Here is a 13,494-nt window from a genome sequence, read left to right as displayed (position 1 = left end):
TCGCCCGAATAGCACAAACTGCCAGTCCCTGATCGGAGAACACCATGTCATCCCCCCTTGTGACGACCCAATGGCTGCAAGACAACCTAGCTAACGAACGGTTAGTGCTGATCGATGCGAGCATGGCGACGGTGATTGGTAAAGAGCCTATCGTCTATGATCGCCCGGTGTGGATACCGGGTAGCCGCCAGATCGATCTTGAAAGTGTGCTTTGTGACACCGGCTCTTCTCAGACTCACGCCTTTCCAACAGAGGAGCAAGTCACTGAGGAAGCTCAAAAGCTGGGCATTACGACCGAAAGCCTCGTCGTACTGTACGATAACCAAGGCATCTATTCAGCGCCTCGGGCTTGGTGGATTTTCCGGTCAATGGGCGTTAAACACGTTTTTGTTCTGGATGGAGGATTGCCACAGTGGCTAGCCGAACAGCGGGACGTTGTTTCTACCATCGCGGAAACGACAACCAAGCCAGGCAATTTCGTCGCCAACCTCAATCACAGCCGAGTGCGAAACTCAGCGTACGTTTTGCAATATCTGGACGATAGCCAAGTAACCGTTGTTGATGCCCGATCACGTTCACGCTTTCTGGCACAGGTACCTGAACCCCGCCCTGGGGTGCGCAGTGGCCATATCCCCAATTCTCATAATCTGCCGTTTCCAGAGGTGCTAGAGGGAAATTGTTTTAAATCTGTTAGCGAGCTGAAGGCAATCTTTATAACGCTTGCTCCGCCTCTCCAATCCAACAGTGAACCCCAACTGGTGTTTTCCTGTGGCTCGGGCATTACCGCCTGCATCATTCTGCTGGCCGCCGAACTGGCGGGATACCATCGGCTATCGCTGTACGACGGTTCTTGGGCAGACTGGGGGAGCGATGAGTCACTCCCAGTGGCTTAGGCTTTGTATGAATGGCTCTGGTCAAGACTGTTTCTTCAGCACGTTGTAACTTCAGGTTGCGCTGCGGCGTGAGCTAAGAGATCGGCTTGGGGAGGCGAAGAAGACGCGGCCACCGACTTTTCACCGCTAAGTTTGAACGTATCTACTAAACGAGTGAGTCGGTTGGCTTCCTCCTGAAGCGACGCCGCCGATCTACTGGTTTGCGATACCATCGTGACATTCTGCTGAGTGGCAGTATCCATTTGCGTCAACGCTACACCCACTTGCTGGATGCCTGACTCCTGCTCGCTCACGGCGAGCGAAATCTCATTCATCAGCCCCGACACTTGGCGTATAGCCTCCACCGTATTCTGTATTCCCTCACTGCTTCGCACCGATTGCTCGGCTACGCTAGCGATGCGCTCACTAATATCCGTAATCATTTCACGAATTTTATTGGATGAATCCGCGCTTCGACTGGCGAGCTTGCGCACTTCGCTAGCCACTACCGCAAAGCCGCGGCCATGGTCACCTGCACGCGCCGCCTCGACCGAGGCGTTAAGCGCCAGAATATTGGTCTGGAAGGCAATCGAGTCGATGACTTCAACAATCTCACCCACCTGGCGCGAACTGGTCTCGAGCTCGCGCATCAACTCAACCGAGTGCTGAACCTCTTTAACGCCCTTCTCGGCTTTTTCAGCGGCCTGACTGGAAAGCTTATCGGCATTACTGGCCGACTCACTGTTCTGGCGCACGATGGATGACATCTCTTCCATGCTGGACGCCGTTTCTTGCAGAGCGGAAGCCTGCTCCTCGGTGCGCGAAGCAAGATCCTCGCTACCTGAAGCAATTTCACCAGACGCCATATTGACATTGTGGGCCCCATCGCGAACCGCCTGAAAGCTGGCATCCATACGCGCGATAAAACCATCAAACTCGCGGGCCAGTTCGCCAATCTCATCACGTCGCTTGCTATCAATGCGTGCGGTAAGATCACCCTCACCTTGGGTAATATCGCGAATGCGCCTGCTAACTTGACGAATGGCTCGGGACATCAGGTTCGGCCCCATCAAGGCGATCATCAGCGTGACCAATAACACGAATGCCGTGAAGCCCATCACCCAGCGTTGCTGCACGGCGACTGCCGCCAGTGTTTCTTGCTCCAGAGCCAAGCCACGCGCGTCGGCGCTTTCTCCGGCAACGTTGTAAAGCTCACGTAAGTCATTAAAGGCCGCTAACGAACCTCTCTCCAACTGCTCTTCAGCGGCACCAAGCTCACCTTCCGCATGCAGGTCGAAGACGGCCTGGGACGCCGCCTCCCATGCCATATAGCGATCCTCGAACGATTCAAGGCCCTCGCTCACCTGCGGATATGCATCCAGCAGTGTGAGGAAGTTATGCATTCGATCATAGGCTTGCTCAGCATTTTCACGGTAATCATCGTATTGAGCGCTCGCCCCATCACTGCCCGGCGCCTCACGCAACACTTCAAGTTCAGCCACCCGGGCCTGATACAGGTCACGGTCCGCATTGAGCACCGCTGATACCGCCGGATTAAAGGAGCCACTAAACGCTGTCATGCGTTCGCGCATCGACTGAACAAGCAGGCTATCGACCACTACAACGCCTAGCAGCGACAAGGCCACCAGGATAAACGCCAAGGTATATTTCACATTGATCTTGTGGAGTTTTTCCAGCATTGAGTCACCTGGTAGTTATCTGATTTATTGTAGTGATGGCTAACTTTGGCAGGATGCAGTTTAATCCTAGTCATTATTATCGGCTGCGATGGAACGGGCTTTAATATAGTGGCGAACGCGATATTGCATATAAAAAGAGCGGGTAGCTTCTTCAACGTTCGCGCGCAAGAGTAAACATTTTGACCGCGAAGGTTTCAGCAGCACAGCGATCTCGTTGGTTCAACAACAGCGGAATAGGTGGTCTCGATCAGCGCATTGTCGTAGGAGTCGCCGGTGGTGCCGACTGAGGCATTGATCCCCTCGTCAACCATACGCTCGGTGTAGTGGATCGAGAGATATTGGCTTCCCCTATCACTATGGTGGATCAACCCTTGTCTGTGTTTCGTGCCCACAGAGCTTGCTCCAGAGCGTCCAGCACCAGTGCCGTTCTCATCGACGTCGCTACACGCCAACCCACGATACAGCGTGCATAAACATCGATAACGAACGCAACGTAAATGAAGCCAAACCAAGTAGCGACATAGGTAAAATCGGCCACCCAATGCTGATTTGGACGCATGGCCGTAAAGTCACGTTTCACTAAATCAGGTGCCCGTTTCTGGCCGGGATCACTGATGGTCGTGAAGGGGCGTTGGGCTCGCACCACACCGCTCGGTGGCGCTGATTGGATCTGGCGCGCAGGCATCGACAACGTTACCGACGAAAATTACTGGTCAGGCGCCTCGACGTCCTTTGCGAATTATTTGATTCAAGGCGAACCGCGCACCTTCAAGCTTTCGGCGACCGTCGAGTTTTAAGTAACGAACCCTCTTTACCGTTACCATGAGGGCGCTTCCTATGAAGCGTCCTCACCTTTCCGCTGCAAAATGGGGCTTTTGGTATGGCGGCAAATCTGCCTCCAAGAGCCTTCCTGGTCCCGACGGCACCCCTGATATGATTCACCGAGGCGAAATCCGCGACGGCGGAGACTACCAAACAAGAATGAGCCGAGTCGCGGTGTGGAATACCGTCATAGATGAGCATAACTATTTGGTCAGGCGCTGGAATGACTTTATGTCGGCTTAAAGCCAAGGCTTCGCACTGGCAGCTAACAGCGTTATGACCATCCGCCTCTTGGTTCTCAAGAGCTTACGCGGAGTTCTTGCTTGCTCGGTACTTTATTTCTGCCCACCAGTTCCCATCTAATCAAAACTACACCTGCTGCGCACCCACCAACGCTGGAAAATGTTACGAATCTTAAATCAGCAGGCCACGAAGAAGTGTTGAAAAGAAAAGCTTACGAACCTCATCCCGCTTCAGTAGCTTGTGCTAGGCTAAGTTCAGTAGAGATTTGAGCTCGTGTTCGAAAGCAAAAAGGCAGCGTATAGCTATGCAGCATAAGACTGAAAACGACCCAAAGCGGCCCTTCCGGCGAAAGTGGCATGCTGATTGAGCCGGAACGATAATCTATATTATGCTGCCTACTTATACTTAATTTATTTTAATTTCAGTGGGATAGATCGTGGCTTATGAGCTGTATAACCTCAATGAAAGCACCGCCGGGTTCATTCAGGTTATGTAGTGGGGCGTATAACCACTGTTAGCGTTTCAGGAGGGTAAGCAATGAGTTTGGAAGATAAGTTGTCTGGATGGACAGGCCCTTCAAGCAGCACGGAGCAGGATAAGCAAGATAGAACGGAGCGGATGATTCGCCAAGCGATAGATGCACATGAACCATTCAATGATTGTTCATTGAAGGTTTTTGCGAAGGGGTCTTACGCTAACAATACAAATGTACGGGCAGATAGTGATGTAGACATAGCAGTGGAGTGCACGGAATGTCAATACTGGGAGGAATCTGAAAAAGGTAATCATCCGCCTAGTGGATCATATGAGGGAATTTGGACCCCAGAAAAGTTAAGAGCGGAGCTTCTTTCTGCTATGAATAAAAAATTTCCGGGTCAGGTAGATTCTTCAGGATCTACCGCGATACAGATAAATTCTAACTCAGCACGCGTAGATGCCGATGTAGTTCCATGCTTTAGCTACCGCTACTACATGAACCATGGATCGAGAGATGGAACAAAAATATTCAAAACTGATAGCAGCAGCATCGTTAACTATCCAGTTCAACAAAAGGAAAATGGGACAGCAAAAAATAATCGAACCGGATATGCCTATAAGAAAGGAGCGCGCCTACTAAAGCGCGTTGAAAATGCAATGGCGCAAGATGGCACATTTCGTGAGTTGCCATCATTTTTCATGGAGTGCCTAGCATATAATTGTCCAGACAATGCATTTTCTCACCCAACATGGACAGAGCGTCTACGAGCCATGCTTTTGCATATATGGAATAACCTTCAAGGTGATGAGCCGTCCTCTGGACGCTGGTTAGAGGTGAGTGAGTGTGTTTTCCTGTTTCACTCAAATCAAAAATGGACTCGTGAGGATGGTCGTGAGTTTGCTAAAGCGGCGTGGAACTACTTTGGATTCAAATAATGCGTAACGTGACAATTAAAAGCTCGTTGTATCTGCTGGTCGGCATTTCAGCAGTTGCTTGGTTTTCGCTCGCTTACTTTAGCGCTCTTGATTTATCAAAGGTAAAAGATTTTTTTGGTCTTGTACCAAAGGTTGTAACTATTGATCTTCTAGTAGTTGCAGTATTTGTCAAATGGGGCTGGAAGCTTAAAATATTTAGAGGGTGGCTTGTTCCTTTTCCTGATTTAAATGGGAGCTGGGTGGGTTTTATATACTCCGACTGGAAGAATCCCGAAACAGGAGAAAAGCCACCTCCCATACCCGTAATGCTCACAGTAAACCAGTCTTTCTTTCACATTCATTGCATGATGCGTACGAGTGAAATGGAAAGCTCTTCATATTCCGAGGGTTTTCTGATCGAACCGGATCGACAAATTAAAAACATAGCATATTCCTATACTAGCAAGCCCAGATTAAGTTTGAATGAGCGGAGTATTCCGCATGATGGAACAGCAGTGTTCAAGATCATTGAAAAGCCTAAGCAAAAGCTAGTAGGCAGGTATTGGACAGAGAGATTAACAAAGGGTGAAATCGTCCTTCAGTATCACTCTAAAGAAATGCTTGAGGAACTTCCGGAAGAGTTGGGAGATCATCCCGTAACGGAAGATGAAAATCGACGCTAACAATCGGCTGCACGGCGAACGATTTTCCGCTGTTGCGCAGCTCCAAACCGGCCCGCGAGCCGGGTGTTATACAAAAGCGAGAGAACATTTGGCATGGAAAACAAACGTCTTGAACTTGATATTTTTCTAAATCATATTAAAGAAAATTTTGGCGAGGCAGTGATATTTGATGCTGTTGATGAGCTAACAAATCAAGAGATAGTTTTTGAAGGCCAGTTTCCGTTTTTGGACGATGCCACCATGAGAGAGCGCAATTTTGAAGTTCAAATGTCTCTTTTCGAAAGATATGGATACGAAGGGCTGGATGAAACTCACATCAGAATGGTTGATGTCCCGGGATGGGGTTGGATGAACTGTTTCTATAGGTTAGGTGGACGATTCAGTACTATGGAAGATGTTAAATCCGAAGTCCTTCGCCATTTTACGAATCAGTTATAACCAAGCCATTAAGTACGCTCCCTTCGGTCGCCCTGCGCTCGCGAGCTCGCGCGGCTTATAGCGGCGTTATATCAGAGAAGATAAGAGTCCGCTCCTGGCCGAAAGCAGTCTTTGGCGACCGATTGCTTTCGACCAAAGGCACTCTATGAGCGCAGTGCCCGCAGCCGATGCAGCAGCCCTTTTGTAATGGGCCGGCGAGTACTTCTTCCGAAGCAAGGCGTCAAAGGTGCGGGCAGATGTACCAGCGCAATGGACAAAGCACTGCCAGAGATGTTTTTTTAACGAGGCTAAGGCTCAAGATAAAATCAGCAAAGTGCTCATACCGCCGATTCGTTCTAGGTAATCCTCTCCGATCAACTGCGGGTGATATTGCATATCGGCGGTCATGTCATCAGGATGCATGAAGCACAAACGGCCAATGACGCTCGGCGTTTGTGTCACCACCCCGTACGTCGTACCGAACGTCATATCGATCACCTCATGGCTTGGCAGCGTGAGCCACGCATGTAGATTCAGCGCAGGGGAGGGCATTCCCTTGTTTAGCATCGCCTTAAGCTCATTGGTATCGCTATAAAAAACATTGTGACCGTTATACTCTACGTAGCCTAAGGTGAACGCGAGCGGCACTCCCAGCGCCCTTTCTAAAGGGTTTTTGAGCGTCGCAGTTACCGCAAAACACTGCTGTGAAACATCTTCAGCCTGGAGATGGGATAAAGACGCCGACACAACTTGCTGAAATACCTTGAGATTGTTCTCGCTTAAAAAGCGCTCTTGAGAGCAACAGAATCCGGAGGGCGCAAGGCCCCAGTCTTTGCTGCGTTTCAAGGCTTGATCAAATCGCTGTTCGTAATTGCGGGTTTGTTGAACCTTTAACCGCCTGATCCATGAAAGCAATGAAAGCTCCTTGTACTTTCCTGTCAAAAATACCTTGATAGTTGTCTCAGGTTTCCACGCATCTAAATATGTTTGCCATCTAACCTTTGCATTGTTTCTAGTTTGAAGCACTGTGCAAAGTAAACGAAGGTTTCTTTTGCATCAGGGCTCACAAAACATCCTCTATTGGCCGGTAGTTGCCCCCTGCTTTTCTCCAACTACCTGACATGCACGAAGCTGGTAAGGTAAGGATATTGGTTGTTTACTGCTTACCAAGGATTCAGCATGGCTTCATCTTCCAAAACTAACCCTACCAGTCGTTTCTACGACGATAACGCTCAACGATTGTTTGAGCAGTATCAGTCGCTAAGTTTCGACCGTATCCATGGTGAATGGCTGCACCATCTATCTAGTCAACCTGGCTTAGCGCTAGACGTTGGTGCAGGGAGTGGTCGCGATGCGAAAGCTTTAGCGAAGCGAGGCTGGCAAGTCATAGCTGTGGAACCTGCCGACCGCTTGAGAGCGCTAGGACAGGCGCACACATTTGGTGATGATATCTCCTGGCTAAGCGATACTCTGCCTTCATTGAACCTTGTGCGCCATCTATCGCAACGGTTTCAATTGATATTGGTATCTGCTGTCTGGATGCATCTTGGTCATGACGATCAAAAGCGGTCTTTACGGGTTCTATCGTCACTGCTGGCACCTGGTGGAGTTCTTGTTATTACCTGCCGCGAAGGCCCAAGCGGTGATGAGCGCCTATTCCAATCTGTGAACCTGTCAGCATTAGAGCGTTGGGCACAAAACTTGGCGCTTTCGCCGTTACAAACAAGCCACAATGACGATCAACTTGGCCGGGATGGTATCTCTTGGCATTTACGTGTCTTTAAATTACCGGACGATGGCTCAGGTGCATTACCCACGTTACGACACATCATCGTAAATGATGACAAAGCATCGACTTACAAGCTGGGTTTACTACGTACACTGACACGCTTGGCTGACAGCGCGCCAGGTATTGTGATATCACGAACGGAAGAGTGGGTAACCGTACCACTGGGTGCGGTAGGTCTTTTTTGGCTGAAGCTATACCGCCCTTTGGTAATAGAACACCAGTTGCGTCAAGCACCCGGCAATAGAGGCTACGGCTTTGCCAAAGATGACTTTTATCGCCTGAAGCTGGTTTCTCCGCCTGATTTACGTATCGGATCCCCTTTTTACGACCCTCAAGCCGCAGCCATGGTGATGCGCGCAATTCGAGATGCTTGCCTGACCATTCTTAAAATGCCCACGCACTTCACTACGTGGCCAGGAAGCCAGCGCCCCATCTTCGATGGCAATAGCCAAAGCCTTCGTATTCGTGAGCAAGCGATTCGCCTTGATAGCGAAACACTGGCCTCTTTTGGAACCTACTGCATCCCGACTCAGCTATGGGATTCTATGAGCCGCTACGCCTGTTGGCTAGAACCGGCCATAGTTCATGAGTGGGCGCAACTGATGCAACGCTACGACGCAAATTATGATCTTGGCAAACTGCATCAAGCCTTACAATGGCAGGAAAGCCGCCGTGATACACAACAGGTACGTTTGCTAGTGAATCAACGCCTGGAAGACCCCACACCGCTGCCCTGTGTATGGTCGCAGAAAGACTTACACTGGGGGCAATATGCAGTAGATCATTGCTTTCCTTGGTCGCGCTGGAACAATAACGATCTATGGAATTTACTACCCGCTACTGAAAAAGCGAATCAAGCAAAGTCTGATCGCTTACCTGCCGCGAGTGTTATGCAGAATGCTAGGCAAAATATCTTGCACTGGTGGCACTACTTAGACGATACCGCAACTGTTAGTCGACAATTTCGTGACGAGGCTGCCGTTGCACTTCCTTTTGCCAACTCATCAGCTACTTTGGATATGCTGTTTGATAGCGCTCTACTGCAACGCCAACGCTTAAAGGCTAATCAACAACTAGCGGAGTGGATGGGCATTGCGCAATAATGGTGGGCATAAAAAAAGGGGGCCTACGATTTCGCAGGCTCCCTTTTTCACAATTTGGCGCGCCCGGCAGGAATCGAACCTGCGACCTTCGGCTTCGGAGGCCGACACTCTATCCAACTGAGCTACGGGCGCTTTGGGTGCGTATCGTACCCGTGTGGGCGCGCTGTGTCCAGCTAGTCAGCGGTTTTACAGGCGCTTTGATTGACCGTTTTCCGCAGTGTGGTGCATGCTTTGGGAGCACTTCCTATCTTTAGTGAAACTGGGAACACAACATAATGAAAACTTTTGCACGTAACACGCTGGCACTGGGCATTTCACTGGCGCTGGTAAGCGCCGCGAATGCCGCTGATTTTGCTGATATGGACCCCGTTACCCTGCGTTTGGCCCACGTGGTCAACGAGCAGGATGGTTTCCATATCGCCGCGACCAAGTTTGAAGAACTGGTGGAAGAACGCACCGGTGGCAAGGTCAACATCGAGATCTATCCTAATGCTTCCCTAGGCGACGAGCGCACGCTACTGGAAGGCATGCAGATCGGCACGGTGGATATGGGGCTGATTACCAACGGCCCGGTGGCCAACTTTGTCGAAGAGATGGCGGTGTTTGAACTGCCGTTCCTATTTCCCTCACCGGAAGCCGCTTATGGGGTGCTCGATGGCCCGATCGGCCAGGAGCTGCTGGATAAGCTGTCTGACGTGAACCTGAAAGGCTTGGCCTACGCAGAGCGCGGCTTCCGCAACCTGACCAACAGCGAGCGCGCGGTGAATTCGCCGGAAGATTTGGATGGGCTACGCATTCGTGTGATGGAAAACCCGGTGTACACCGACACCTTCCGCGAGCTGGGCGCCAACGCTATTCCCATGGCATGGACAGAAGCGCTGACCGCCATGCAGCAGGGCACCATCGACGGCCAGGAAAATCCGGTGAACGTGATCCATTCGTTCAAGCTGGATGAAACCCAGAACTACATGACCCTTTCCCGCCATACGTATGCCCCGGCAATTTTTGTAATGGGCATGCCCGTTTGGAACCAACTGCCAGAACAGGCGCAAACCGTACTGAAAGAAGCCGCCCAAGAAGCCGCCGAGCATGAGCGCCAAGTGAACGCAGATATGGAAGCCGACCAACTGGCGGCGCTGCGCGAAGCCGGTATGGAAATCAACGAAACGCCGGATATGGAAGCCTTCCAAGCTGCCGTGGCGCCTGTATATGAGAAGTATGGCGAGCAGTTTGGTGACTACCTGCCACGCATTCGGGAGGCGCTGAATCAGTGATGGCCTTTGCACAGCCTCTTTTGACGCTGCTGCAACGTAGTGAGCGCGGGCTGGATGCCATCATCCAGCCCGTGGTCTTTGCAGGCATGGCAGCATTAATTGGTGTGATCACTCTGCAGATTGTGTCGCGGGTACTGTTCAGCGCCGTTGGCTGGACGGAAGAAGTCGCGCGCTTTCTGCTGGTGTGGATTACGTTTTTAGCCAGCACCTTAGCCTTCCAACGCGGGCGACATATCGCCGTGACCTTTGCCGTGGATGCGCTTCCCCTGCCTTTGCGCAAGCTGGCGCGCTTGGCTGCACTGGCGGTGGTGCTAGCGTTTATGATCGCGCTAATCGTGATCGGCTATCGCTATATGCAGGTGCAAAGCTTTCAGAAATCCGCCTCACTGCGGCTTTCGATGACCTACATCTATGCAGTCATCCCACTCTCTGCCGCCATCATGGCGTGGTACGCCCTGGTGGATATGATCGACGTACTGGTGAACGGTGAGCCGACGGTCGCTGCCCCGGAGGAACCGCTATGACGCTGGTGCTATTTGGGCTGTTCTTCCTGTTTATGCTGCTGGGCGTGCCGATTGCCTTTGCGATTGGGGCAAGCACGCTTTATGCGCTTTACCAGTCGGGCGTGCCGCTGATGGTGGTCACCCAGCAGATGTTCCAGGGCATTAACTCGTTTGCTCTGGTCGCGATCCCGATGTTTATTCTGGCCGGTGACTTAATGGCCCAGGGTAAGGTCAGCGAGCGGCTGGTGAGCTTTGCCGATTCGTTAGTCGGCTTTATGCGCGGCGGGCTTTCGGTGGTGTCGGTAATGGCAGGCATGTTCTTCGCGGCAATCTCCGGCTCTGGTGCGGCCACCACCGCGGCGGTGGGTTCAAGCCTGGTGCCAGAACTCAAGCGCAAAGGTTACGACCCTGCCTCAGCGGCCAGCTTAATTGCTGCCAGCGGCACGATTGGCGTGGTGATTCCTCCTTCGGTGCCGATGATTATCTACGCGGTGATTGCTCAGCAGTCGGTATCCAAGCTGTTTTTGAACGGCTTTTTGCCGGGTCTGGCAATGGGGCTGGGGCTGATGGCCATTGCCATCACTCAAGCCTATAAGCGTCAGTACCCCAAAGGTACACCGCTGTCGCTACCTACCATTTGGCGCACGCTGAAAGCGGCTAGCTGGGGGCTGATGACGCCGGTGATTATTTTGGGCGGCATCTTCTCGGGCATTTTCACGCCTTCGGAAGCGGCGGTGGTCGCAGTCAACTACGCGCTGCTGGTATCGCTGTTTGTGTACCGGGATTTAACCCTGCCCCAGGTGTATAAGCTACTGATTCGCTCGGCGATGACCACCGCGGTGATTATGCTGGTGATTTCCATGTCGGCAGTACTCAGCTGGACGCTTTCAAGCTGGCAGGTACCCGGCGCAATTGCCCAGGCAGTGCTGTCGCTTTCCACCAACCCCTACGTAATTATGCTGCTGGTCGTGGGCGTGATTCTGCTCACGGGGGTGTTTATCGAGACCGCTAGCGCTTTGATTATTCTTACCCCGGTGCTGCTGCCGCTGGTACTGCAATTGGGCATCGACCCGATCCACTTTGGTTTGATTATTGTGGTGGGGCTATCGATTGGCATGATTACCCCGCCAGTGGCAATCAACCTTTATGTGGCTTCGTCAGTGACTCAACTACCGCTGGAGCGCATCACTCGGGCAATTATCCCGTATCTTTTAGGGTTGATTGGCGTGCTGCTATTGGTGGTTTATGTACCGATCCTGCTGGGCTGGTCGGGTGGTTAAATCAGCGTTTGCACTGTTTAAAGAGAGCCTTTTTGGCTCTCTTTTTAAAGTAACGCTTATCTAGTCTCAGTACACTCATCGTGAATTCACACAAGAAGCTCACATCGAATGTTCGCCAGCTTGGCACGACCTTCTAAACTGTCCTGGTGTTACTTCAAAGAGCTGGAAAAAACAGTTGCGAAAATGAGAGATACTCACAAAACCAGTAGCAACTGCCACTTCAGCAACGGGCTTGTTAGTTTGCTGAAGAAGCTGACGCGCACGCGTTAGTCGAAGTTCCATATAGTATCGAGAAGGGCTAGCATTAACGTAATTACCAAACATACGTTCTAGCTGGCGTCTCGAAATATTGACCCAATTCGCTATTTCGGAGATGGATAAAGGCTCTTCAATATTATTTTTCATCAATTGCAGCGATATTTTCAATTTTTCTGGCAGAGTGAGGTTTTGATCGACACCTATCGTTGAAATATCTGGAGAATCTAAGCCCTTATCACAGCGAAGCATCTCTTCAACTGCACTGACCACCTCATTGCCACAGTCAGTTCTTACTACTTCAAGCATCATGCTCAATGAGCTACTCGCCCCCGCACAGCTGATACGATTACGATCCACAATAAAGCTACGGCTAGATACCGATACATCCCAAAACTGCTCTGCCATCATCGCGCGACCATCAGGATGATAAGCGCACTGGTAGCCGCTCAATAATCCCGCCTCTGCAAGGAAGTAAGCGCCGTTCCATAACCCTCCTAACATTCTGTCTTTGTTGTCAGCATGTCTCAGTTTGCTGCGCAAGAGGAGAGTTGTTTTAGGAAGTACGCGCAGGCCGCCACATACAATCAATACATCAATGTTGAGGCTTGTAGCATCGAACTTGTCTAACGAATAATCCGCAGCCACCTCAATACCTAAATCAGAAACAACTGCCGATGCCTCGCTACCCACCACCAATACTTCATACATCGTAGTAGACTTCATTAAATTCGTGGTAACGAGTGCATCCACAGCGCCAGTGAAAGCCATCATTGAAAAATTCTCTAGCAGTATAAAAGCTACTCTTTTCTTTATTTTAGTATTTTCTAAATAGCCGACTGAAGAAATATAAGGCATGTTTTTATTTTTCAATATACTTGAGAATTTATCCTTCATGATGAACCTCAATTTTTTGAGCCATTATTATTTTATGCAAAAACCGCACCGTGGAAAAATAAATCAAAAAAATCAGCATGATTCCCCCAATGCCACAAGGCTTCAAACTCAACTATGTAAAACCTGCCCAGCCTTGGGTCAAGTTGAACAATCTACACAAACTTAATCGCTTTACTTCGTCAGATAACAAAAAAATACCCACCACCACGTTCTTTTAAAAGCTTATCAAATGTCGCTATTTAGATCCTTAGTGTCGCAAAGAAC

Annotated in this window: 13 protein-coding genes, 1 tRNA gene and 1 pseudogene; 10 read left to right on the top strand and 5 right to left on the bottom strand. The window is 50.5% G+C overall.

Annotated elements, in window-relative coordinates; all coding sequences use genetic code 11:
- Positions 1–44 precede the first annotated feature (44 nt).
- A complete protein-coding gene (locus CEK60_RS19365; RefSeq protein WP_089040385.1) occupies positions 45–893 on the top strand; it encodes a sulfurtransferase in 849 nt (282 codons plus the stop codon).
- A gap of 35 nt (positions 894–928) precedes the next feature.
- Here the strand turns inward: CEK60_RS19365 and CEK60_RS19360 are convergent, their stop codons facing one another.
- Together CEK60_RS19360 and CEK60_RS19355 are read right to left on the bottom strand one after the other, a co-directional pair.
- Entirely contained in the window at positions 929–2,572 is a 1,644-nt protein-coding gene (locus tag CEK60_RS19360) for a methyl-accepting chemotaxis protein (protein ID WP_089040384.1), read from the bottom strand.
- A gap of 239 nt (positions 2,573–2,811) precedes the next feature.
- Positions 2,812–3,221 (bottom strand): annotated as a pseudogene (locus CEK60_RS19355) (IS3 family transposase); the annotation flags it as partial.
- On the opposite strand from CEK60_RS19355, the gene CEK60_RS22205 reads away from it, so the two are divergent.
- The 5 genes from CEK60_RS22205 (at position 3,130) to CEK60_RS19335 (ending at position 6,150) form a co-directional block, all read left to right on the top strand.
- Positions 3,130–3,369, top strand: a complete 240-nt coding sequence (locus tag CEK60_RS22205; protein WP_157698060.1) for a TonB-dependent receptor — start codon at positions 3,130–3,132, stop codon at positions 3,367–3,369. The pseudogene CEK60_RS19355 and the gene CEK60_RS22205 overlap by 92 nt on opposite strands.
- 40 nt (positions 3,370–3,409) lie before the next feature.
- A complete protein-coding gene (locus CEK60_RS19350; RefSeq protein WP_198361393.1) occupies positions 3,410–3,637 on the top strand; it encodes a hypothetical protein in 228 nt (75 codons plus the stop codon).
- 537 nt (positions 3,638–4,174) lie between these two features.
- Positions 4,175–5,050, top strand: coding sequence for a nucleotidyltransferase domain-containing protein (locus CEK60_RS19345; RefSeq protein WP_089040383.1), 876 nt, complete (start codon positions 4,175–4,177; stop codon positions 5,048–5,050).
- Positions 5,050–5,712 (top strand): Cap15 family cyclic dinucleotide receptor domain-containing protein, encoded by a 663-nt coding sequence (locus CEK60_RS19340; RefSeq protein ID WP_089040382.1) that lies wholly within the window; start codon positions 5,050–5,052, stop codon positions 5,710–5,712. The genes CEK60_RS19345 and CEK60_RS19340 overlap by 1 nt, the downstream gene beginning before the upstream one ends.
- A 93-nt stretch (positions 5,713–5,805) precedes the next feature.
- Positions 5,806–6,150, top strand: a complete 345-nt coding sequence (locus CEK60_RS19335) for a hypothetical protein (protein ID WP_089040381.1) — start codon at positions 5,806–5,808, stop codon at positions 6,148–6,150.
- 294 nt (positions 6,151–6,444) lie between these two features.
- On the opposite strand, the gene CEK60_RS22435 is transcribed toward CEK60_RS19335, so the two are convergent.
- Positions 6,445–7,071, bottom strand: coding sequence for a hypothetical protein (locus CEK60_RS22435; RefSeq protein WP_198361392.1), 627 nt, complete (start codon positions 7,069–7,071; stop codon positions 6,445–6,447).
- A 237-nt stretch (positions 7,072–7,308) separates the two neighbouring features.
- Between CEK60_RS22435 and CEK60_RS19320 the strand changes: the two genes are divergently transcribed.
- Positions 7,309–9,021 carry a class I SAM-dependent methyltransferase gene (locus CEK60_RS19320; protein ID WP_089040380.1) on the top strand — a complete coding sequence of 571 codons (1,713 nt, stop codon included), beginning with the start codon at positions 7,309–7,311 and terminating at the stop codon, positions 9,019–9,021.
- A gap of 55 nt (positions 9,022–9,076) precedes the next feature.
- Here CEK60_RS19320 and CEK60_RS19315 read toward each other — a convergent pair.
- Positions 9,077–9,153: transfer RNA gene (locus CEK60_RS19315), tRNA-Arg, on the bottom strand.
- Positions 9,154–9,296: 143 nt separating this feature from the next.
- Between CEK60_RS19315 and CEK60_RS19310 the strand changes: the two genes are divergently transcribed.
- Genes CEK60_RS19310 through CEK60_RS19300 form a run of 3 tightly spaced genes read left to right on the top strand, consistent with a single transcriptional unit; the run spans position 9,297 to position 12,078 of the window.
- The gene (locus tag CEK60_RS19310) at positions 9,297–10,295 is read left to right on the top strand and encodes a TRAP transporter substrate-binding protein (RefSeq protein ID WP_089040379.1); all 999 of its coding nucleotides are present in this window, start codon (positions 9,297–9,299) and stop codon (positions 10,293–10,295) included.
- Positions 10,295–10,819, top strand: coding sequence for a TRAP transporter small permease (locus tag CEK60_RS19305; protein ID WP_089040378.1), 525 nt, complete (start codon positions 10,295–10,297; stop codon positions 10,817–10,819). The genes CEK60_RS19310 and CEK60_RS19305 overlap by 1 nt, the downstream gene beginning before the upstream one ends.
- Positions 10,816–12,078 (top strand): TRAP transporter large permease, encoded by a 1,263-nt coding sequence (locus CEK60_RS19300; protein ID WP_089040377.1) that lies wholly within the window; start codon positions 10,816–10,818, stop codon positions 12,076–12,078. Before CEK60_RS19305 ends, CEK60_RS19300 begins: the two co-directional genes overlap by 4 nt.
- Positions 12,079–12,177: 99 nt before the next feature.
- Here CEK60_RS19300 and CEK60_RS19295 read toward each other — a convergent pair whose 3' ends face one another.
- A complete protein-coding gene (locus CEK60_RS19295; RefSeq protein WP_198361391.1) occupies positions 12,178–13,230 on the bottom strand; it encodes a GlxA family transcriptional regulator in 1,053 nt (350 codons plus the stop codon).
- Positions 13,231–13,494 lie beyond the last annotated feature (264 nt).

This window comes from Halomonas sp. N3-2A (assembly GCF_002216165.1).
Lineage (GTDB): Bacteria > Pseudomonadota > Gammaproteobacteria > Pseudomonadales > Halomonadaceae > Vreelandella.
Note: the sequence above shows the minus strand (reverse complement) of the source record. Positions and strands in the feature narration are given on the sequence as shown.

Coding starts and splice junctions, on each gene's coding strand:
- CEK60_RS19320 (WP_089040380.1), top strand. CDS start 7,309: ATGGCTTCATCTTCCAAAACTAACCCTACCAGTCGTTTCTACGACGAT.
- CEK60_RS19340 (WP_089040382.1), top strand. CDS start 5,050: ATGCGTAACGTGACAATTAAAAGCTCGTTGTATCTGCTGGTCGGCATT.
- CEK60_RS19365 (WP_089040385.1), top strand. CDS start 45: ATGTCATCCCCCCTTGTGACGACCCAATGGCTGCAAGACAACCTAGCT.
- CEK60_RS19305 (WP_089040378.1), top strand. CDS start 10,295: ATGGCCTTTGCACAGCCTCTTTTGACGCTGCTGCAACGTAGTGAGCGC.
- CEK60_RS19310 (WP_089040379.1), top strand. CDS start 9,297: ATGAAAACTTTTGCACGTAACACGCTGGCACTGGGCATTTCACTGGCG.
- CEK60_RS22205 (WP_157698060.1), top strand. CDS start 3,130: ATGGCCGTAAAGTCACGTTTCACTAAATCAGGTGCCCGTTTCTGGCCG.
- CEK60_RS19350 (WP_198361393.1), top strand. CDS start 3,410: ATGAAGCGTCCTCACCTTTCCGCTGCAAAATGGGGCTTTTGGTATGGC.
- CEK60_RS19335 (WP_089040381.1), top strand. CDS start 5,806: ATGGAAAACAAACGTCTTGAACTTGATATTTTTCTAAATCATATTAAA.
- CEK60_RS19345 (WP_089040383.1), top strand. CDS start 4,175: ATGAGTTTGGAAGATAAGTTGTCTGGATGGACAGGCCCTTCAAGCAGC.
- CEK60_RS19295 (WP_198361391.1), bottom strand. CDS start 13,230: ATGAAGGATAAATTCTCAAGTATATTGAAAAATAAAAACATGCCTTAT.
- CEK60_RS19360 (WP_089040384.1), bottom strand. CDS start 2,572: ATGCTGGAAAAACTCCACAAGATCAATGTGAAATATACCTTGGCGTTT.
- CEK60_RS19300 (WP_089040377.1), top strand. CDS start 10,816: ATGACGCTGGTGCTATTTGGGCTGTTCTTCCTGTTTATGCTGCTGGGC.